We start from the raw sequence: 19,096 nt of genomic DNA, 5'->3' as shown, positions 1-19,096 counted from the left end.
GCAGCAGCTTTTTCAACTAAAACTTCCTACTTACTTTCACCCAAGATACGGACTTCTCTCTCAAGAGTGACGCCTGAGTGTTCCTTAACTTTTTCAATCACAGACTCAATCAAGTCCTCGTAGTCTTTAGCCGTTCCGTCAGCGACATTAATCATGAAACCAGCGTGCTTTTCAGATACTTCAACACCACCGATACGATAGCCTTTCAAGCCAGCTTCTGAAATTAATTGACCCGCAAAATGCCCCACTGGACGCTTAAAGACCGAACCACAAGATGGGTATTCTAAAGGTTGCTTGAGTTCACGTAGGTGCGTCAAACGGTCCATTTCTTGATTGATAACCTGATGATTTCCTGGAGCAAGGGCAAATTTAGCTGACAAGACAACTGCACCAGACTCCTGAATGGCTGAATGGCGGTAACCAAAAGCCAAATCCTTGGCAGACAAGGTTTCTATTTCTCCATCCTTGGTCAAGACCTTGCAAGACTGTAAGATATGGGCAATCTCGCCACCATATGCACCCGCATTCATAAAGACAGCTCCACCAACACTTCCTGGAATGCCACAAGCAAATTCAAAGCCAGTCAAACTATGGCGCAGGGCAATGCGAGTTGTTTCAATCAAGTTGGCACCAGCTTCTGCTTCGATGGTATAGCCATCAACCGAAACGTTATTGAGCTTGTCACACAAGATGACAAATCCACGAATCCCACCATCACGAACGATGATGTTGCTGGCATTTCCAAGAACCATCCAAGGGATATTTTCTTGATTGGCAAATTTAACAACACGAGCCAACTCAAAACGATTTCGTGGAAAGACCAGATAATCAGCCTCTCCACCTACTTTTGTATAACTATAGCTATGCAAGGGTTCCTTAAAACGGATATCAATCCCTTCTAAGATTTCAAGCATTTTTTCTTTTACTGACATGTTACTCTTCCTTTTACAAAATTCATTCCATTATACCATTTTTAAGACCATTTGACGACCATAAAAAAAACTTGGTTAGTTCTTAAATAAGAAAAAGAGGTTGCCCTCTTTTTCTTATAATTTTTTGCAAAAGATTGCCTTGGTTCCATAGGTAACTAGGATCAGTTCAACTAGTAGAAGCACTTCAACCAAGACTGGACTTGTCAGCCAGCCAACTTGGGCTAGAGATGGAGCTAGGTCAAAGAAGGCATGTAGGCCATAGGCTGCTAGGAGATAAATCCATTTCTTCTGGCGAACAGCTTGGTAAACCCAAACAGTCAAGAGTAATTGGAAGCCTAGGGCCAAAATCCGTTCAAAACCAAGCAAATAAATCTGCCAGACAGACAGTGACTGGATAGTTTTCAACATATTTTCAGACAGCAATTGCATGACCTGTGGATTCTGAGTTTGAACTGCTGAGAGAACGATGTAGAGATTAAGCAAACTAGTAAGGCCAAGGAAAATCAATTCCAAGCCACCGTGCCCTAGTCCATAGGCCAAAGCGTCTGCCTTTTCCAAACTTCTCTTTTTCTCCAACCATTTGAAGAAAATAAGACGAGCAGTTTCCTCAAAAAGGGCTGCCATGGCTAAACCATAGATGATATAGAGAAGTGGATGGTCCTGCAAAAGGGCAATACTACCGTCTTTTTGAGGATGCAAAACCAAGATATGCACCAGTTTTTCCAAAATCTGTGAAGAGACAAAGAAGGCTACAGCCCCCAAGCCCAAGACAGCTAGGTTAATCTGGTATTTCTTTTTGGCATACCAAATGCTCCCTATCAAAAGAGCCAGCAACAGCACCATGGTAATGATAATATGAATGGTCATCATCTTCTCCTATTCTGCCTTTTCAATATCTTTTTTCATCTCGTCAACATTGAACTTAGCAAACAAGTATTGACGATCTTGGACTGGGAAACGTTGGTCCAACTGGTCAACAGCTCCTACCTCGATAATGCCTTCCTTGATGACAAAGTCCATGACATGCCCACCAAAGGTCAAATCATCTGAGATGAAGTGCAGATGATAGCCTGCCACACTAACTCCATGGAAAATCTCTGGCGTCCAGAAACCAACAATGGTACCCGCAACATTGTCACGACTATATTCCGGTTGATGGGTTGCAACCTCAGCAAACTTGGTATCTGGTGTCGACTTGGGAATCATGCGCACATGCATATGTGAAAATTCCCCACGAATCTTGATAGAGCGGAAAAGATTTTCCCCATCATAATAAGACTCGATTCGCTCTTCCAATTCCTTGTCTGTCATCTCAAAGCGCTGTCGGAAAATAACCTCTGCCTGATGCGGTACTACTGCTGCATAAGGAATAAGGGCATCTGGTGATACTTCCACAATTTCTGGCTGGTCTCCTGACCCTTTGGCCTGATAAGCCTTGCCATCTAAAACAATCAATTCCCCATCAATGGAATCCAAGGTTCCTAAACCAAGGTCACCATGCTCTAGCAATTCTCCTACTGTCATGGAACCACCATAAAGGCCGGCCATCAAGGCTCCAAGGGTATTGTATTGAAATAATTTCACTGGTTCCTGCACGTTCTTATCCATTCACTTTCTTGTCTGTTATTCTATAAATGTTACTCCTAAGTATACCACATTTGCCCCTAGATGTGAACGAGAGAAACACTCTAGACATTGCCAAGAAGAAAAAAAAAGGGTACAATGTAACAAAATCAAGGGAGGTCTGGAATGAAGAAACAAAGCAAGTACCAAGAGGTCATATCTTTTCTGAAAAATGGCATCGAGTCTGGACACTTTCCTACGGGAAGTCGCCTGCCTTCTATCCGTCAACTGAGCCTGGACTTTCACTGTAGCAAGGACACCATTCAACGAGCCCTGCTGGAATTACGGCACGAACAATACCTCTATGCCAAGCCCCAGAGTGGCTATTATGTTCTAGAACAAGGACAACACCAGGACCTAGAAATCGAAGTCACTGACGAACATGCCAGCGCCTATGACGATTTTCGACTCTGTGTCAATGAAACCTTGATTGGCCGGGAAAACTACCTCTTCAACTACTATGACAACCAAGAAGGATTAGAAGACCTAAGACAGTCCATTCACCATCTCCTCTTTGACCAAGCCCTCTACTGCAAGGCTGACCAGCTGGTATTGACTTCTGGAACCCAACAAGCCTTGTTTATCCTTTCTCAAATATCCTTTCCAAGCCAAGCAAAGGAAATCTTGGTGGAACAGCCGACCTACCATCGGATGAATCGTCTCTTGATTGCTCAGGGATTGGACCATCAAACGATTGAACGAGGCATTGATGGGATTGACTTGGAGGAACTGGAAGACCATTTCAAGACAGGAAAAATCAAGTTTTTCTACACTATTCCTCGCTTCCACTATCCTCTGGGGCATTCCTATTCAGAACAGGACAAACGGACTATTCTTGACTTAGCTACCAAGTATGGTGTCTATATCGTAGAGGACGACTATCTAGGGGATTTAGACTCCAAGAAAGGCCAGACCTTCCACTATCTGGATACAGAGGAGCGCGTCATTTATATCAAGTCCTTCTCAACCAGCCTCTTTCCAGCCCTGCGGATAACTGCACTCATTCTTCCAAATGCTATCAAGGAAGCCTTTGTGGCCTACAAAAATATCCTAGACTACGACAGTAACCTCATCATGCAAAAGGCCCTGTCACTCTATATTGACAGTCAATTGTTTGAGAAAAATCGTTTGGCTCGCTTGTCCAATCAGGAAGCTTACCAAAAACAACTCGAGGAAAGACTAGCTAACACTCCTTGTCCCCTTCCTCACTTTCCCCTACACGATGGTTTATTGCTCGATCTGAGACAATATCCTAAAATCGCCAGTCTCAAACACAGCCAACTGGGCTTAGACTTCTTTGAAGAGGCTTACTTGGATGCCTGTCCTTATCAATTTGCCAAGGTTTCCTTAGACAATCTGGAAAATGTTTTAAACTATTTAAAAGCAGAATTGGATTGACCTCCAACTCTGCTTTTTTCTTATTGTTCAACTTCTGTTAGGCTTGCTGCTTTTTCAAGATATTTTTGGTAGGTGCCGTCATCCTTGAGTTTTTGGATGACCTTGTCCACCACTTCTTTCAAATCAGCACTATTTTTTCTAAGGGCAACTGCATTAGCTTCGCCGTCTTTCATCTTCAAGCTGACAGTTGCGACAGCTAGGTCGGCATTTTTAGCAGCATAGCTAAGCGCAACAGGTTCATCCATATGAACAGCATCTACTTTTCCAGCCTGCAATTCATTGACTGCTTCACCCATATTTGTTAAGGATGTCAATTGAGCTTTTGGCAATTGTTCCTTGACCATTGATTCTGGAACAGTCCCTTTTTGGGCTGCAATATTAGCACTTTCAAGGCTTGTTAAATCCTTGTATTTTTCTACATCAGCCTTACGAACTAAGAAACTAATCTTGTTTTCATAGTAAGGGATTGAAAAATCAAAGACTTCTTTTCTCTCGTCAGTAGCGCTAATTCCCGCAACTGCTAGGTCAGCCTTACCAGTTTGAAGACTGGTCAAGACATTATCAAAACTCATGCTTGAGATTTCCAACTTAACCCCAAGTTCATCCGCAATCGCTTGGGCCATATCAATATCCGCACCGACTACCTGGTTTTTTCCGTCAACCAATGCTTGGAATTCAAAGGGTGCATAGTCAGGACTAGTCGCTACAACTAATTTCCCCTTTTGCTTAATGGCCTCAAGAGCTGACTGAGAACCATTAGCACCTGACTGACAAGCAACTAAGAAGAAGCTTGCAAGAAAACTACATAAAACAAATATCCATTTTTTAAATTTCATAAATAAACAACCTCTCTGTTAATTTTGTATAATTATAACGCTATCCAAGGTGCTTGTCAAGTGTTTATTGAATTTTTATCTTAAAAATATTTTTTTCATTCAAGAAAAGGAGCCATCAGTTGATTTCAAGCTCCTTTTTATACAAAACTATCCTATTTTATAGTTCGACAATCTTACCTGTTTCAAAGTAAACAACCCATTCACAGATATTTTTGGCATAATCTCCAATGCGTTCCAAGAAGGCAATTACTTGGAAGTAATCACGTCCTGTAACGATGGCATCTGGATTTTTCTTGATTTCTTCTGTAGCCAAGTCACGAATGCTATCAAAGTAATGGTTGATTTTTTCGTCCATGGCTGCTACTTCATAGGCCTGGTCTACTGAACCATTCAGATAAAGTTCAAGGGCTGCTTCGACGAAGTTTTTGACATCGCGACCCATTCTCTTGATTTCTTCTTCAACAGCCGGGATACGTTGCTCTCCCTTCATACGAATGGCTGCTTTTGCAATGGAAACAGCATGGTCACCCATACGCTCCAAGTCAGATACGGCTTTTAAAACTGTTAAAACTGTACGCAAGTCTTGAGAAACGGGTTGTTGAAGGGCAATCATTTCAAATGATTTTTTCTCCAATTTCACTTCGTATTCGTTTACTTCTGCATCGTCTTCGATGACTTCTTTAGCCAAATCACGGTCATGCGTAACAAAGGCACGTACCGTACGATTGATTTGGGATAGCACTTCTTGTCCCATAGCATAGAACTGGTTGTGCAATTTCTCTAAATCTTCCTCAAATTGAGAACGTAACATCTTTTATCTCCTTATCCAAATTTTCCTGAAATATAATCTTCTGTTTCCTTGTGTTGTGGGTTGAGGAACATCTTCTTGGTATCATTAAACTCGATTAAATCTCCATCTAGGAAAAATCCTGTCTTGTCAGAGATGCGAGAAGCTTGTTGCATGGAACGCGTAACCAAGAGCATGGTGTATTTATCTTTTAAGCCATACAAGGTTTCCTCAATCTTACCAGCAGAGATAGGGTCCAAGGCTGAAGTTGGTTCATCCAAGAGGATGATTTTAGGACTGGTTGCCAAGACACGGGCAACACAGACACGTTGCTGTTGTCCACCTGAAAGCCCGATAGCTGAATCATGCAGGCGGTCCTTAACCTCATCCCAAATGGAAGCTCGTTGCAAGGCTTTTTCTACTGCTTCATCCAGAACCTGCTTGTCCTTAACTCCATTGATACGAAGCCCGTAAACAACATTTTCATAGATAGACATAGGGAAGGGATTTGGTTGTTGGAAAACCATACCGATTTCCTTGCGCAATTCAACTGTATCTGTACGTGGACTGTAAATGTTGTGGCCGTTGTAAACCACCGAACCAGTTGTAGTCACCTCTGGATTGAGATCCCCCATGCGGTTGATAGCCTTGAGAAGGGTTGACTTCCCTGACCCAGATGGACCGATCAAAGCTGTAATTTCCTTGGGTTGGAAAGATAGGGAAACACTATTCAAGGCCTTCTTTTGATTGTAGTAAACGGACAGGTCTGACACCTGTAAAATCGCTTCTGTCATACTGTTTCCTTTCTATCCAAAGTGTCCTGTTACGTAGTCATTGGTTGACTGTAATTTTGCATTTTGGAAAATATTAGAGGTCTTATCGTACTCGATCAAGTCACCCAAGTAGAAAAATCCTGTGTAATCACTAGCACGCGCAGCCTGCTGCATACTGTGGGTCACGATGATGATGGTAAAGTCCTTCTTCAATTCCAACATGGTTTCTTCCAGCTGGGCTGTCGCAATCGGATCCAAGGCTGACGCAGGCTCATCCATCAAAAGAATATCTGGTTTAACAGAGATAGCACGAGCGATACAGAGACGCTGCTGCTGACCTCCTGATAGGGTCAAGGCTGACTTGTGCAAATCGTCTTTGACTTGGTCCCAAAGGGCCGCCTGACGAAGAGAGGTTTCCACAATTTCATCCAAGACTTGCTTGTCCTTAACCCCTGCACGTTCATGGGCAAAAGTGATATTGCGGTAGATAGACTTGGCAAAGGGATTTGGGCGTTGGAAAACCATTCCGATGTGCTTACGCATCTCATAGACATTGATTTCTGGACGGTTGACGTCAATCCCTTGATAAAGAATTTGACCTGTTACCTTGGCAATATCAATGGTATCATTCATACGGTTGAGACTGCGGAGGTAGGTTGACTTCCCTGAACCAGAAGGGCCAATTAAGGCTGTAATTTTATTTTTTTCAAATTGCATATCGATGCCCTTGATGGATTCTTTTTTACCGTAGTAAACATGTAAATCCTTAGTAGAGAGGGCCACTTTCTCTTCAGGAAAGGTGATGATATGCTTTTCATCCCAATTATATTTTGACATGGCTTCTCCTTTAGGCAGCGGTTAATTTCTTATGTAGGTAGCTTCCGAGTTTGCGAGCTCCAAAGTTAAAGATGAGGATAAAGATGAGGAGCACGGCTGCAGAACCTGCTGATACGATGGTCCCATCTGGAATGGTTCCTTCACTGTTGACTTTCCAGATGTGGACAGCCAAGGTTTCTGCTTGACGGAAGATAGAGATTGGGCTGGTCACACTGAGAATATTCCAGTTAGACCAGTCCAGAGCTGGAGCGGATTGTCCTGCTGTATAGATGAGAGCAGCAGCCTCACCAAAGATACGACCAGAGGCCAAGACAACCCCCGTTACGATACCTGGAAGAGCTTCTGGAATAACCACATGAACCACAGTCTCCCAACGAGAAATTCCAAGGGCCAGACCAGCCTCACGTTGCGTATGGTGAACGTGTTTCAAGCTGTCCTCAACATTACGAGTCATCTGAGGCAGGTTAAAGACTGTCAAGGCCAAGGCACCTGAGATGATTGAAAATCCATACTCAAACTGAACTACAAAGATCAAGTAACCAAAGAGACCAACAACCACTGATGGTAGTGAAGACAAGATTTCAATACAGGTTCTGACAAAGTTGGTCACAGGACCTTTTTTAGCATATTCAGCTAGGAAAATCCCAGCTCCCATAGATAAGGGCACAGAGATAATCAAGGTAATAACCAGAAGGAAGAAGGAATTATAGAGCTGAATTCCAATCCCTCCACCTGCTTGGTAGGAAGATGATTTGCCAGTCAAGAAAGACCAAGAGATGTGGGGCAATCCACGAACCAAGATATAAAGAATCAAGGATGCCAAGATGGCAACAATAATTCCTGCAATTGAGTAGAGGACAGCTGTTGCAATTTTATCTAATTTCTTAGCGTGCATAGTTTTTCTTTCCTCTTTCTTTCGTAATCAATTTAATGACACTGTTGAAGGCCAAACTCATCAAAAGCAAGACTAAGGCCAGTGACCAGAGAACGTTATTGTCAACTGTTCCCATAACGGTATTTCCAATACCCATGGTCAAAACAGAGGTCAAGGTCGCAGCAGGTGTTGTTAGTGAAGTTGGGACAACGGCTGAGTTTCCGACCACCATCTGAATAGCCAAGGCCTCCCCAAAGGCACGCGCCATCCCAAAGACCACTGCTGTGAAAATCCCTGAACGCGCTGCCTTCAAGGTCACGCGCCAGATGGTTTGCCAACGAGTAGCCCCCATAGCCAAGCTAGCTTCGCGGTAGTGACGAGGTACCGCACGCAAGCTATCGGTTGTCATAAAGGTTACCGTCGGTAAAATCATGACAAAGAGAACGAAAATCCCTGACAAAATCCCAAAACCAGTACCACCAAATACACTGCGGACAAAAGGAACTACGACCTGCAAACCGATAAATCCATAAACGACTGAAGGAATTCCGACTAAGAGTTCAATAGCTGGTTGCAAGATTCTAGCACCTTTTGGTGAAACCTCGGTCATAAAGACTGCCGCACCAATAGCAAATGGAGTTGCGATAAGGGCTGATAGAATTGTGACAATAAAGGAACCCAAAATCATTGGAAGGGCACCGAATTGTTTCCCAGAAGGATTCCAAGTCTGTCCAAATAGGAAATCAAAAATGTTGACTCCATTAACAAAGAAGGTCGATAAGCCTTTCTGAGCCACGAAAATCAAAATCATAGCCACAATGATGACAATCAAAGACAGACAGGCAAAGGTCAATCCTTTTCCTAGTTTCTCTAGACGAGAGTTCTTTGAGGGAGAAAGTAATTTTTTAGCTAATTCTTCTTGATTCATTATTGACTCCCTTCTAGTGCTGTCACCGTTCCTACAGCATCTTTTTCAACCTTCATTTCCTTAACAGAAATATAGCCCATTCCCTTAACGATTCCACTTTGCGCTTCATCTGAGAGGACAAAGTTGAGGAATTCTGCCACCAATTCATTTGGCTGACCTAGGGTGTACATGTGTTCATAAGACCATAAAGGCCAATTGTTAGTTGTAACGTTTTCTGAGATTGGCTCATAACCATTGAGTTTGATAGTCGCTACTGAATCATCAACATAGGCGAAGGCTAAGTAAGAAATGGCTCCTGGTGTTTGAGAAACAATGGATTTAACCATTCCGTTTGAATCTTGTTCTTGACTCTGCATAGCAGATTGGCCATCCATGATAACACTATCAAAGGTTGCACGCGAACCAGAACTTGCCGCACGGTTAATAATAGAAATGGCTAGGTCTTTGCCACCGACTTCTTTCCAGTTGGTAATTTTACCTGTAAAAATTTTGCGAAGTTGTTCTGTCGTAAGATTATCAACATCTACTTCTTTATTGATGATAACAGCTATACCCGCAACAGCTACCTTGTGGTCAACTAAGGCAGAGGCGTCTATCCCGTCTTTTTCCTCGGCAAATACGTCTGAATTTCCTACATCAACTGCTCCAGACTGAACCTGAGACAGACCTGTACCAGACCCTCCACCTTGGACGTTGACTGTTTTTCCAACGTGCATAGAGCCAAATTCATCTGCTGCTGCTTCGACCAAGGGCTGAAGAGCCGTTGAGCCAACAGCTGTCATGGATTCTCCACGATCAATCCAGCTAGCGCATCCCGCCAAAGAACCTGCTAGCAAAAGAGCCGCAAGGGATAGAGCGAGTTTTTTCCTTTTTTTCACTGTTTTTCTCCTTGAAAATAATGGTGAATGCTGTGAATTTTTTCAACTATTTATTTATGTTTTTCCTTTTTAAAATTGGGAGCCAACTGAAGTTGCTAGCTTAGTTTTACTAGAAATTTGCTTAGTTTCCTTCTCCACCAATTTTGACTTAAAATGAAAGACAATTTGAAAAAAATCCATACTTCCACTATAACATAGACAAGCTACTTTGACTAGCATTTTCACTTGAATCTGAGGCCTTTTGGAAAATAATTTTTCAAAACATTTCCAGTCACCTTTGCAAAGCCCAAACCATTGCCTTGAACTAAAACTTGGTACCAACCATTTGGCAGACTTTCCGCCAGCTGAACAGTTTCTCCAGCCGCATACTTTACAAACTCTTCTTGGTCAATTTCAACCGACTGCTCGACCTGACTCGGTTTCAAGGCTAGACCAAGAGCAAAACTGGGTTCAAAGCGTTTCTTCTTAAAGGTACCCAGATGCAGTCCATTGCGAGCAATCTTGAGTTTCCCTAAATCTGGCAAGAGTTCTGGCAAGAGATAGAGTTGGTCTCCAAAAGTCTGCAAGATGCCCAGTAGATTAACCTTCAAGTGTTTTTGGGCAAATTCCTGCCACAAGGCAACTTGTTCACGGCTGAGATTGCTCTTACTTGCCTTACATTTAGGGGTTGGATTTTCACCTTTAAACTGTAGATGGGCTACAAACTGCCCCTCTCCCTTAAAATGATGAGGGTACATCCGAGCTGTTTCTGGCAAATCAATTCCAGCTACCATTCCATTGATATGTTCAACTGGCAACAAGTCAAAATCATACTCTTTCAGTAGCCAATTGACAATCTCTTCGTTTTCCTCAGGTGCCCAGGTACAGGTTGAATAAACCAAACGACCGCCTTCAGCTAGCATGGTCACTGCATCTGCTAGAATTTCTCTTTGCAAGCTAGCACATTGACTCGGATAATCTAAGCTCCAATAGTCCATAGCATCTGGCTGCTTACGAAACATTCCTTCACCAGAGCAAGGGGCATCAAGGACAATGAGGTCAAAATAGCCTTTAAAGACCTTGGCCAAGCGGTCAGCAGATTCATTGGTCACCACAACATTTGTCGCTCCAAAGCGCTCCATGTTTTCTACTAAAATCTTAGCCCGTTTGCTTGAAATTTCATTGGAAACCAGGATACCTTCACCTGCTAGATAGGCTGCTAGTTGAGTTGATTTGCCACCTGGTGCAGCGGCCAAGTCCAAGACCTTCATTCCAGGACTGGGCTGGGCTACCTGAGCCACTATCTGAGCAGCAGGTTCTTGCGAATAAACCAAACCTGTAGCATGCTCAGGAGATTTCCCTGAAACCTTCCCATAGTGGCCCCAAGGGGTTTGAGGAATGGGATCAGGAAAGGAAACTGGCGCTTCTTTTAAAGGATTGACCCGAAAAGCCGAAACCGCTTCCTCCTCAAAAGAGGCAAGAAAATCTCTTGCCTCATCTCCTAGTATCTCTTCATATTTTTCAACAAATCCTTCTGGAAATTGCATTTAAGTTCTTTTCCTTTCGTAAATATAGGACTGAATTTCCTCTTGCATCTCAAGAGGCACCATCATGACCGCCTGTCTGGTTTGAAAATCAGGAGTTTCACCAGAAAGAGTCACAACCCGATAACCCAGACTTTCCCCTAAAATACTGGCGGCAGCATAATCCCATGGTTGCAGATAAGTGACATAGGTCAACAAACGCCCTGACAAAATCTTGGCAAAACTAATGGCCGCACTCCCATAGACACGAACACCAAGTACAGCTCGACTCAAATCAGCCAGGCCCCATTCATTAGTTTCTAGCATACCACTATTTCCTGCAATGAGAAAATCTCCAAGAGGTTTTGCTTTAAAGGGAGCTAGGGGCTTATCATTTCGACAAACTGGAAAGGCTCCACCACCATGGTAACAATCCCCTTTGACCACATCATAAATCAGACCAAACTGCCCTTGACCATTTTCAAAATAAGCCATCATGACAGCAAAATCTTCCTGCTGGGCTACAAAGTTATTGGTGCCATCAATTGGATCAATGACCCAAACCTTGCCCTCTTGAACCGAAGCTCTCAGACAACCTTCTTCAGCACAAATCTTATCCTCAGGATAACGGGATAGAATCTCACCAACCAATAGCTCCTGAACTTCCTTGTCCAGTCTGGTCACCAAATCCGTTGGAGAGGTCTTGGTCTCAATCTGCAAATCTTCCTGCATATGGTCAAGGATGTACTGGCCCGCTTTTTTAACAAGCTCTTTGGCAAATTCAAATTTACTTTCCAAGAGAAATCTTTCCTTCCCCTTTTTCCTTAGCCGCCTGAACTGCTCGGTAAAACGAATAGCCACTAACCGTTTCAAATTCTCGTCCCAAACGTTTTTCTTCGCTCTTACTTGGCACGACCGCTTTGAATCCTTTATAGGAATCCAGTAACTTTTTAGCCTCTACCTTGCCTTCATAGGCAGCTTCAACATCATTAAAAAAAGAAAGCACTGAAGCAAGTTCTTCAGTGCTCCACGACAAATCTAGTGGGTAACTATACTGTTTGTTCATTAACTAATACCAGCTCTCATTCTTGCTTCTTTTAGTTCTTGCTTACGGTAACTACGAGGGAGAAAAGCACGAATCTCATCTTCATTAAAACCAATCTGCATACGTTTTGCATCGATAATAATCGGACGACGCAAAAGACTTGGATACTGCTCAATCAAATGAAGCAATTCCGATACCGAGATACTCTCTACATCAATATTCAATTTTTGAAAAATTTTTGAACGAGTTGAAATGATGTCATCAGTACCATTTTCGGTCAAGTAAAGGATGTGTTGCAATTCTTTTCTTGTTAAAGGACTGGTCATAATATTGTGTTCCTCAAAGGGCACCTTATGTTTTTCTAACCAGGCCTTTGCCTTACGACATGAAGTACAGCTCGGTGATAGAAATAGTGTAATCATGCTTTTCTCTTCTTATCTATACTTTGCTACCTCTATTATACAAAAAAATAAAGCGCTTGACTAGGGATTTTTAGAAAAAAAAGCCTATTTTTTCAAGAAAAATAGACTGTTCGCGAACGATTGACGCAATTGGATTTGGCTATACTCAATGAAAATCAAAGAGCAAACTAGGAAGCTAGCCGTAGGTTGCTCAAAACACTGTTTTGAGGTTGCAGATAGAACTGACGAAGTCAGCTCAAAACACTGCTTTGAGGTTGTAGATAAGGCTGACGGAGTCAGTCACATATATAATCCAAGGCGAAGCTGACGTGGTTTGAAAAGATTTTCGAAGAGTATTAATTCACTCTTAACGATGGTTTCAAATGATATACATTTTTATATATACAAATTAAAAACATCTTTCTTTTCACTTCTTACGACTTTTTAGATATAGATAGCCAAAAAAGCTTTCATAGAGGGCAAAAAAGAGGAGGAAGGCATGGAGGAAGAAGGCCTCTGGCAAAATCAGAATAACTGGATCCTTGGCTGGATCAAAAAGCCAGGTATCATCTCCCACAAAGAGAATTTGATGAAAAAGAGTAAAGAACTGCTCAAAACCAATCAAAACTCCCCCAAGTCCAATCAACACAGGTAAAATTACTAAAGCGAACAACGCCTTACTAAATAGAGATAGAAATCCTTTTTTCACAATCCCTTTTACAAAGAAATAGAAGCTTGGCAGTGTCATTAGGGCTACTAGCTGAACCAAGTGAAAGAGGTTCTTGACCACTGCAAAGTGGTGCAGACCAGCTGCTGACGAACGAAAATCAGGCATCTGCAAGACCTGACTAAAAGGATTGGTCAGGTAATTCATCAAGATATGAAAGTTGTATTGAATGGTTTCTGGTTTTAGATAGAGGCGATCTGTTAAGTTCAGCCACTGAATTTCCAACGGATAAAAAATCCAAGCCAAATAAATGGTCAGAAGGATTGAGAGAGAGAAGAGAAAAAGCATAGAGCTCCAAAAGGTCAGTTTAATTTTCATCAAAATCCCACTCCGCAAGGCTAGAAACCACATAAGTCGGTGCGATTGGTAGATCTGCTACTTCTTCTGCCTTGGTAAAACCTGTCGTCACCAAGAGCGTTGGAATGCCATTGTCAATCCCAGCCCGGATATCAGTCAGGTAATTGTCCCCGACCATGATTAACTCTTCACGTTCCAAACCTAGATGCTCAACCGCCTTGTCCATAATGATAGCATTTGGTTTTCCTATATAAACAGGTTTCACTCGTGTTGCTACTTCAAGCAGGGTAATCAGTGAACCTGCTCCAGGTAAAAGCCCTCGTTCTGTCGGAATGTTGAGGTCAGGATTGGTTCCGATAAAGTGAGCACCCTTTTGGATCGCAAGAGTTGCTGTGGCAAATTTTTCATAGTCGACTTGCCAGTCCAGGCCAACTACTACATAGGCAGGATTTTCCTTGTCTTCCACATATCCAGCCGCCTTGATAGCATCCTTTAGCCCTACTTCTCCGATGACATAGACAGTCTTTTCAAGACCCAAGTCATTCATATAGTCGATAGTTGCCAAGGTCGCTGTGTAGACAGTCGATAGGGGTGTATCAATATTAAAATTCTGAGCCAACATCTCCTGAACACTCTCAGGAGTGCGGGTTGTATTGTTAGTCACAAAGAGATAGGGAATGTCCCGCTTTTGCAATTCATGGACAAAAGCCTCTCCTGCCGGGATTCGATCTTTCCCCTTATAAATAGTGCCGTCTAAATCAATTAAATAGCCTTTATATTTCATACTTTCTCCCTAATCCTTTTTTATTTCTTGCCAAGTGATAATAGCTTGGGCATTAGTAGCCCCGTCGCTTGTAATCTCATGCTTGCTTTCCAGTCCAGTCCGTTCAACAGCCGATGTAATAAGCCCACCTGGTCGAACTTCCTTGACATACTTGAGGTTAATCTTTCGAGGAATATAGTGGGTCAAAAAATCCTCACCCATAACCTCAAAAATCCAGTCCAGATACTTACTGTTATTAACATGACCATTCATATCCAAGTCGTAAAAACGGACATGGTAATCCTTACTGATTGACTCTTCTAGATTTGCATACTTTGGCCCGCGAATCATTTTTTTATCAAACTCAGACTGGTAAGGAGCCACAATCTCAGGTTCTACTGCATGAACTTTTCGACTGTCTCTATCCATAAGAACAAAGGTCGCCATCATGTGGATGAGTTCCTGTCCCTCTTCATCATAAATGGTAAAGCGACGATAGCAAAAGAGTCGATTGTAGCTCAAGGCTTCCGTTTCGATGGTGATTTCTTCCGCAAAACGAGGCAAACGAGCCACCTCAATATCATAGTCTGTGATAATCCAGACCAGATTATAGTTTTCTAAAATGGCCTTATCACTAACACCCAGTTCAATAGACTGCATCCCTGAAACTTGTAGGGATAGTAAAATCACATCTGGAAGTTTGATATGACCGTTCATATCAGCCATATCAAAAGGAATTTTTATTTTCATTTGATAAGTTAAGCCCATCATCCTACTCCAAAATAAATCGTTCTGCTACAGTATCTCCCAAAAAGAGACCTCTCTTTGTCATGCGAACTCGGTCACCCTCTATTTGCATGAGACCTTGTTGAACCAATTCCCTGACAATTTCTCCATAAAGTCCTTCAAAAGACCGTCCAAATTTTTCCTCAAATCGCACCATGGATACCCCTGATTTCTTACGAAGCCCTAGGAACATTTCTTCTTCCATTTGCTCTTTTTGGCTCAGGTGTTCTTCGGTGATGCGAGTATTGCCTTCCTCAACCGCAGTGAGATAATGACGAACGGGACCATGATTTTTATAGCGTACTCCATTGACATAGCCAGAAGCCCCAGCACCGATGCCATAGTATTCAGCATTGTCCCAGTACATGAGATTGTGGCGACTTTCAAAACCAGGCTTGGAGAAATTGGAAATCTCATAATGCTCAAAACCAGCTCGCTCCAGCTCTGCGATGATGTACTCAAACATCTCAGCTTCCAGTTCCTCCTTAGGCAGAGGCAATTTCCCTCGTCGCATCCGGTTCATAAAGACAGTATGATTTTCTAAAATCAAGCTATACAAACTCATATGGGGAATATCTAGCCCAATGGCTTTAGCCACATTTTCCTTGACCTGCTCCATGGTCTGACCAGGTAAGGCATAAATCAAATCGATGGAGATATTGTCAAAACCAGCCAGTTTGAGACGGTCGATATTTTCATAAATATCCTTCTCCAAATGACTGCGCCCAATCTTTTTCAGCATCTTGTCGTCAAAGGTCTGCACACCTAGCGAAACACGATTGACAGCTGAGTTTTTCAAAACGGTAATCTTATCCGCATCCAAGTCGCCTGGATTGGCTTCAATGGTCAACTCTTCTAAGACAGACAAGTCCAAGTTTTTAGTCAAGCCCTTCAATAACACCTCCAGTTGCGAAGCTGACAAGGCTGTTGGTGTCCCACCACCGATGTAGAGGGTTCGCAACTTTTGAATATCATAAGATTGAAATTCTGCTAACAAATGCTCCAAATAGCTATCGACTGGCTGATTCTTGATAAACACTTTTGAAAAGTCACAATAATAACAAATCTGGGTACAAAATGGGATGTGCACATAGGCTGACGTTGGTTTTTTCTGCATAGTAATTATTATACCACAAAGACAGGCTACGAGAAAAAAATCACCATCCCTAGATACAAAGTCCGTCTAGAGATGGTGATGGTTTATTCTTCTGTTATGTCAATAACAATCTCTTCTGATTCATCAAGAGTTTCGGCCTTTTCTTGCCATTGCTCCTTGAGATTGTTAAAGGTTTCTTTTGATGCTTTTGTCGCTTGACAAGCGCATGATTTAGCTTGAGCAAGTACACTGTCCACAGTGATTTCACCTGACTCAACCTGTTCTTTAGTTTTCAGAACAAAATCTGTAGCCTGCTCCTTGACTTCTGTCAGTTTGTCACAGACCTGCTCCTTGGCATACTCTGGATTTTCTCGCAAATCATCTAGAAAATCTTGAGCCTGACTGCAAACTTGTTTTCCTTTGTCACTTGTTAAAAACAAGGCAAGAGCTGCACCTGAAACGGTTCCTAAAAGGATTGAGGATAGTTTACCCATAAGGATTCTCCTTTTTTATTTTTTGAAAAATTTACTTGCAAGACGAAGGGCTGACAGACTTGCACCAGTCTTGAGTGTTTTTGAACCCGCTGATGAAGCTTTCTTGCTCAAGACACGCGCATGGTCATTGAGGTCTGAAACAGATAGCGATAAATCTGCAACAGCACTGAAGAGTGGATCAATCGTTGCCACCTTGACATTGATATCATCTGCCAAGACATTGACCTTAGCCAATAATTCATTAGTATGATGCAAGGTCACATCCACATCTGAAGTCAAGGTTTTAATCGTCTTTTCTGTTTCATCGATAACACGTCCAAGCTTTTGTACAGTAATGATTAGATACACTAAAAATACAATCAAAGCAAGGGCTACAAGAATATATGCAACTTCTAACATTTAATTTTCCTCCTCTGTAACATAGTAAGGGACCTTCTTTCGATTTTGATATAGAATGATAAAAATACCAAGACCGATAAGGACAACTGACAGCCATTGAGATACTCGAAGGCCAAAGAACATGAGGCTATCTGTCCGCATACCTTCGATAACCATACGACCGAAACCATACCAAATCAAGTAGAAAGCAGTAATATGACCTCGTCTGAGGCTCTTCCATTTTCGTCTAAAAATCAGAATCAAGGCAAATCCAAGCAGATTCCATAGAGACTCATAAAGGAAGGTTGGCTGACGGTAGCTCCCCTCGATATACATCTGGTCCCGGATAAAGGCAGGTAGATAATTCAGATTATCCACTGCTGCACCATAAGCTTCTTGGTTAAAGAAATTTCCCCAGCGACCCAAACTTTGGGCAATCATGACGCTAGGCGCCGCAATATCTAGAAAATCCCAAGTATTGATGAGTTTACGATCAGCAAAGATATAGAGTACAAGAGCCCCAGTAATCAAACCACCGTAAATGGCCAAACCACCATTCCAAATGGCAAAAATTTCTCCCAAGTTCTGACTATAGTAATCAAAACGGAAAATAACGTAGTAAAGACGAGCTCCTAAAATAGCCAAGGGAAAGGCGATCAAGATGAAATCTAAAATATCGTCTGGGATGATCTTCTTTCTAGGTGCTTCTTTCATGGTCAAATAAACCGCAAGAATCAAACCTGTGACAATACACAAGGCATACCATCGAATAGCTAGAGGACCTAGATGAATAGCAATTGGATCAAGCATTAGGCACCTCGTTTTGAGCAATGAGATTTGTCAAGCGTTCTTCGAACAAACGCGTAGCATCAAAGCCCATTTCCTTGGCACGATAATTCATGGCAGCTGCCTCAATCACAACAGAGATATTACGACCTGTTTTCACCGGGATACGGATACGAGGAATAGCTACACCAGAAATTTCTATTTCCTCTGCATTATTTCCAAGACGATCAAAGGTCTTATGTGTATCATAATTTTCCAAGTAAACAGCTAGCTGGACTTGTGAAGAATCCTTGACCGCACTCGCTCCGTAGAGACTCATAACATCGATAATCCCAACCCCACGAATTTCAATCAAGTGTTTCAAGATTTCGGCTGGTTCGCCCCAAAGAGTAATCTCATCCTTGGCAAAAATATCGACACGATCATCAGCCACCAAGCGGTGACCACGTTTGACAAGCTCCAGACCTGTTTCACTCTTACCGATGCCACTATCTCCCTGAATCAAAACACCCATACCATAGATATCCATCAAGACACCGTGCACACTGGTCCGTTCTGCCAAACGAGAATCCAGATAACTAGATAATTCTCCAGACAAACGACTAGTAGCTGTACGGCTGGTTAAAATGGCAATCTTACATTCTCTGGCTGCCTTCAACATCTCCTCTGGAATCACCAAACCACGGGCAACAATGACCGCAGGCGTCTCAGGTAGAAACATTTTTTTCAAGACTTGGTAACGGTTGTGAGAGGACATCGAAACAAGATAAGACCACTCCTTCATTCCCAAGAGCTGGATTCGCTCTGGTGTGTAGTAGTCAAAATAACCTGTCATTTCAAGACCAGGTCGCGTAATGTCCGCGGTATTGATTTCCTTTTCAAGCAATTCTGGTTCACCATAGACAATGTCTAGTCTAAGCTTTTCAATCACTTCTTTTACTAAAACCGACATCAT

At 42.4% G+C, this 19,096-nt stretch carries 24 protein-coding genes; 2 read left to right on the top strand and 22 right to left on the bottom strand.

What is annotated here, in order from left to right:
- Nucleotides 1-26: 26 nt before the first annotated feature.
- From murB to budA, 3 genes are all read right to left on the bottom strand, one after another.
- Nucleotides 27-932, bottom strand: coding sequence for a UDP-N-acetylmuramate dehydrogenase (gene murB, locus M1F37_RS03510; protein ID WP_247934736.1), 906 nt, complete (start codon nt 930-932; stop codon nt 27-29).
- 114 nt (nt 933-1,046) lie between these two features.
- Entirely contained in the window at nt 1,047-1,799 is a 753-nt protein-coding gene (locus M1F37_RS03505) for a YhfC family intramembrane metalloprotease (RefSeq protein ID WP_247934735.1), read from the bottom strand.
- Nucleotides 1,800-1,808: 9 nt separating this feature from the next.
- The gene (gene budA / locus M1F37_RS03500) at nt 1,809-2,540 is read right to left on the bottom strand and encodes an acetolactate decarboxylase (RefSeq protein ID WP_247934734.1); all 732 of its coding nucleotides are present in this window, start codon (nt 2,538-2,540) and stop codon (nt 1,809-1,811) included.
- Between the two features lie 141 nt (nt 2,541-2,681).
- On the opposite strand from budA, the gene M1F37_RS03495 reads away from it, so the two are divergent.
- Nucleotides 2,682-3,953, top strand: a complete 1,272-nt coding sequence (locus M1F37_RS03495; protein ID WP_247934733.1) for a PLP-dependent aminotransferase family protein — start codon at nt 2,682-2,684, stop codon at nt 3,951-3,953.
- Between the two features lie 20 nt (nt 3,954-3,973).
- Here M1F37_RS03495 and M1F37_RS03490 read toward each other — a convergent pair whose 3' ends face one another.
- The 11 genes from M1F37_RS03490 to M1F37_RS03440 form a co-directional block, all read right to left on the bottom strand.
- Nucleotides 3,974-4,789 (bottom strand): ABC transporter substrate-binding protein, encoded by an 816-nt coding sequence (locus M1F37_RS03490; RefSeq protein ID WP_247934732.1) that lies wholly within the window; start codon nt 4,787-4,789, stop codon nt 3,974-3,976.
- Between the two features lie 157 nt (nt 4,790-4,946).
- Nucleotides 4,947-5,600 (bottom strand): phosphate signaling complex protein PhoU, encoded by a 654-nt coding sequence (gene phoU, locus M1F37_RS03485; protein ID WP_000946458.1) that lies wholly within the window; start codon nt 5,598-5,600, stop codon nt 4,947-4,949.
- Nucleotides 5,601-5,611: 11 nt separating this feature from the next.
- On the bottom strand, nt 5,612-6,370 hold the full coding sequence (pstB, locus tag M1F37_RS03480) for a phosphate ABC transporter ATP-binding protein PstB (RefSeq protein WP_000133484.1): 759 nt from the start codon (nt 6,368-6,370) through the stop codon (nt 5,612-5,614).
- A 12-nt stretch (nt 6,371-6,382) separates the two neighbouring features.
- Entirely contained in the window at nt 6,383-7,186 is an 804-nt protein-coding gene (gene pstB, locus M1F37_RS03475; protein ID WP_020900241.1) for a phosphate ABC transporter ATP-binding protein PstB, read from the bottom strand.
- Between the two features lie 10 nt (nt 7,187-7,196).
- Nucleotides 7,197-8,081: a phosphate ABC transporter permease PstA gene (pstA, locus tag M1F37_RS03470; RefSeq protein WP_000543046.1), complete on the bottom strand. Its 885-nt coding sequence runs from the start codon at nt 8,079-8,081 to the stop codon at nt 7,197-7,199.
- Complete coding sequence (pstC, locus tag M1F37_RS03465; protein ID WP_001070903.1) at nt 8,071-8,988, bottom strand: phosphate ABC transporter permease subunit PstC; 918 nt, start codon at nt 8,986-8,988, stop codon at nt 8,071-8,073. The genes pstA and pstC overlap by 11 nt, the downstream gene beginning before the upstream one ends.
- Nucleotides 8,988-9,866 carry a phosphate ABC transporter substrate-binding protein PstS gene (locus M1F37_RS03460; RefSeq protein WP_247934731.1) on the bottom strand — a complete coding sequence of 293 codons (879 nt, stop codon included), beginning with the start codon at nt 9,864-9,866 and terminating at the stop codon, nt 8,988-8,990. Before M1F37_RS03460 ends, pstC begins: the two co-directional genes overlap by 1 nt.
- A gap of 221 nt (nt 9,867-10,087) precedes the next feature.
- Nucleotides 10,088-11,392, bottom strand: coding sequence for an RsmF rRNA methyltransferase first C-terminal domain-containing protein (locus M1F37_RS03455; RefSeq protein ID WP_247934730.1), 1,305 nt, complete (start codon nt 11,390-11,392; stop codon nt 10,088-10,090).
- Nucleotides 11,393-12,166, bottom strand: coding sequence for an inositol monophosphatase family protein (locus M1F37_RS03450; protein WP_247934729.1), 774 nt, complete (start codon nt 12,164-12,166; stop codon nt 11,393-11,395).
- Nucleotides 12,156-12,434, bottom strand: coding sequence for a UPF0223 family protein (locus M1F37_RS03445; RefSeq protein ID WP_247934728.1), 279 nt, complete (start codon nt 12,432-12,434; stop codon nt 12,156-12,158). Before M1F37_RS03445 ends, M1F37_RS03450 begins: the two co-directional genes overlap by 11 nt.
- Nucleotides 12,434-12,835 carry a Spx/MgsR family RNA polymerase-binding regulatory protein gene (locus tag M1F37_RS03440; RefSeq protein WP_247934727.1) on the bottom strand — a complete coding sequence of 134 codons (402 nt, stop codon included), beginning with the start codon at nt 12,833-12,835 and terminating at the stop codon, nt 12,434-12,436. The genes M1F37_RS03445 and M1F37_RS03440 overlap by 1 nt, the downstream gene beginning before the upstream one ends.
- A gap of 148 nt (nt 12,836-12,983) precedes the next feature.
- Here M1F37_RS03440 and M1F37_RS03435 point away from each other — a divergent pair, with 148 nt between their 5' ends.
- Entirely contained in the window at nt 12,984-13,142 is a 159-nt protein-coding gene (locus M1F37_RS03435) for a hypothetical protein (RefSeq protein ID WP_247934726.1), read from the top strand.
- Nucleotides 13,143-13,241: 99 nt separating this feature from the next.
- Here the strand turns inward: M1F37_RS03435 and M1F37_RS03430 are convergent, their stop codons facing one another.
- The 8 genes from M1F37_RS03430 to hprK form a co-directional block, all read right to left on the bottom strand.
- Complete coding sequence (locus M1F37_RS03430) at nt 13,242-13,859, bottom strand: TIGR01906 family membrane protein (RefSeq protein WP_247934725.1); 618 nt, start codon at nt 13,857-13,859, stop codon at nt 13,242-13,244.
- Nucleotides 13,849-14,622: a TIGR01457 family HAD-type hydrolase gene (locus M1F37_RS03425; RefSeq protein WP_247934724.1), complete on the bottom strand. Its 774-nt coding sequence runs from the start codon at nt 14,620-14,622 to the stop codon at nt 13,849-13,851. The genes M1F37_RS03430 and M1F37_RS03425 overlap by 11 nt, the downstream gene beginning before the upstream one ends.
- A 9-nt stretch (nt 14,623-14,631) precedes the next feature.
- Nucleotides 14,632-15,369, bottom strand: a complete 738-nt coding sequence (locus M1F37_RS03420; protein WP_247934723.1) for an acyl-[acyl-carrier-protein] thioesterase — start codon at nt 15,367-15,369, stop codon at nt 14,632-14,634.
- Nucleotides 15,370-15,373: 4 nt separating this feature from the next.
- A complete protein-coding gene (gene hemW / locus M1F37_RS03415; RefSeq protein WP_247934722.1) occupies nt 15,374-16,504 on the bottom strand; it encodes a radical SAM family heme chaperone HemW in 1,131 nt (376 codons plus the stop codon).
- A gap of 83 nt (nt 16,505-16,587) precedes the next feature.
- Nucleotides 16,588-16,977 (bottom strand): YtxH domain-containing protein, encoded by a 390-nt coding sequence (locus M1F37_RS03410; RefSeq protein ID WP_247934721.1) that lies wholly within the window; start codon nt 16,975-16,977, stop codon nt 16,588-16,590.
- Between the two features lie 15 nt (nt 16,978-16,992).
- Nucleotides 16,993-17,376 (bottom strand): DUF948 domain-containing protein, encoded by a 384-nt coding sequence (locus tag M1F37_RS03405; protein ID WP_000895040.1) that lies wholly within the window; start codon nt 17,374-17,376, stop codon nt 16,993-16,995.
- Nucleotides 17,377-18,165 (bottom strand): prolipoprotein diacylglyceryl transferase, encoded by a 789-nt coding sequence (gene lgt / locus M1F37_RS03400; RefSeq protein WP_247934720.1) that lies wholly within the window; start codon nt 18,163-18,165, stop codon nt 17,377-17,379. It lies immediately after the preceding gene.
- A complete protein-coding gene (hprK, locus tag M1F37_RS03395; RefSeq protein ID WP_247934719.1) occupies nt 18,158-19,093 on the bottom strand; it encodes an HPr(Ser) kinase/phosphatase in 936 nt (311 codons plus the stop codon). Before hprK ends, lgt begins: the two co-directional genes overlap by 8 nt.
- Nucleotides 19,094-19,096 lie beyond the last annotated feature (3 nt).

This window comes from Streptococcus mitis (genome assembly GCF_023109105.1).
Taxonomy (GTDB): Bacteria; Bacillota; Bacilli; order Lactobacillales; family Streptococcaceae; genus Streptococcus; species Streptococcus mitis_BW.
The sequence above is the reverse complement of the archived record's forward strand: the minus strand, read 5'-3'. Positions and strand labels throughout refer to the sequence as shown.

Excerpts from the sequence above, each read along its gene's own strand:
- M1F37_RS03420 (WP_247934723.1), bottom strand. The coding sequence starts at position 15,369 with ATGGGCTTAACTTATCAAATGAAAATAAAAATTCCTTTTGATATGGCT.
- pstB (WP_000133484.1), bottom strand. The coding sequence starts at position 6,370 with ATGACAGAAGCGATTTTACAGGTGTCAGACCTGTCCGTTTACTACAAT.
- M1F37_RS03505 (WP_247934735.1), bottom strand. The coding sequence starts at position 1,799 with ATGACCATTCATATTATCATTACCATGGTGCTGTTGCTGGCTCTTTTG.
- M1F37_RS03440 (WP_247934727.1), bottom strand. The coding sequence starts at position 12,835 with ATGATTACACTATTTCTATCACCGAGCTGTACTTCATGTCGTAAGGCA.
- murB (WP_247934736.1), bottom strand. The coding sequence starts at position 932 with ATGTCAGTAAAAGAAAAAATGCTTGAAATCTTAGAAGGGATTGATATC.
- pstB (WP_020900241.1), bottom strand. The coding sequence starts at position 7,186 with ATGTCAAAATATAATTGGGATGAAAAGCATATCATCACCTTTCCTGAA.
- M1F37_RS03495 (WP_247934733.1), top strand. The coding sequence starts at position 2,682 with ATGAAGAAACAAAGCAAGTACCAAGAGGTCATATCTTTTCTGAAAAAT.
- phoU (WP_000946458.1), bottom strand. The coding sequence starts at position 5,600 with ATGTTACGTTCTCAATTTGAGGAAGATTTAGAGAAATTGCACAACCAG.
- budA (WP_247934734.1), bottom strand. The coding sequence starts at position 2,540 with ATGGATAAGAACGTGCAGGAACCAGTGAAATTATTTCAATACAATACC.
- M1F37_RS03430 (WP_247934725.1), bottom strand. The coding sequence starts at position 13,859 with ATGAAAATTAAACTGACCTTTTGGAGCTCTATGCTTTTTCTCTTCTCT.
- pstA (WP_000543046.1), bottom strand. The coding sequence starts at position 8,081 with ATGCACGCTAAGAAATTAGATAAAATTGCAACAGCTGTCCTCTACTCA.
- hprK (WP_247934719.1), bottom strand. The coding sequence starts at position 19,093 with ATGTCGGTTTTAGTAAAAGAAGTGATTGAAAAGCTTAGACTAGACATT.
- M1F37_RS03445 (WP_247934728.1), bottom strand. The coding sequence starts at position 12,434 with ATGAACAAACAGTATAGTTACCCACTAGATTTGTCGTGGAGCACTGAA.
- M1F37_RS03405 (WP_000895040.1), bottom strand. The coding sequence starts at position 17,376 with ATGTTAGAAGTTGCATATATTCTTGTAGCCCTTGCTTTGATTGTATTT.
- M1F37_RS03490 (WP_247934732.1), bottom strand. The coding sequence starts at position 4,789 with ATGAAATTTAAAAAATGGATATTTGTTTTATGTAGTTTTCTTGCAAGC.
- hemW (WP_247934722.1), bottom strand. The coding sequence starts at position 16,504 with ATGCAGAAAAAACCAACGTCAGCCTATGTGCACATCCCATTTTGTACC.
- lgt (WP_247934720.1), bottom strand. The coding sequence starts at position 18,165 with ATGCTTGATCCAATTGCTATTCATCTAGGTCCTCTAGCTATTCGATGG.
- M1F37_RS03455 (WP_247934730.1), bottom strand. The coding sequence starts at position 11,392 with ATGCAATTTCCAGAAGGATTTGTTGAAAAATATGAAGAGATACTAGGA.
- M1F37_RS03410 (WP_247934721.1), bottom strand. The coding sequence starts at position 16,977 with ATGGGTAAACTATCCTCAATCCTTTTAGGAACCGTTTCAGGTGCAGCT.
- pstC (WP_001070903.1), bottom strand. The coding sequence starts at position 8,988 with ATGAATCAAGAAGAATTAGCTAAAAAATTACTTTCTCCCTCAAAGAAC.
- M1F37_RS03435 (WP_247934726.1), top strand. The coding sequence starts at position 12,984 with ATGAAAATCAAAGAGCAAACTAGGAAGCTAGCCGTAGGTTGCTCAAAA.
- M1F37_RS03425 (WP_247934724.1), bottom strand. The coding sequence starts at position 14,622 with ATGAAATATAAAGGCTATTTAATTGATTTAGACGGCACTATTTATAAG.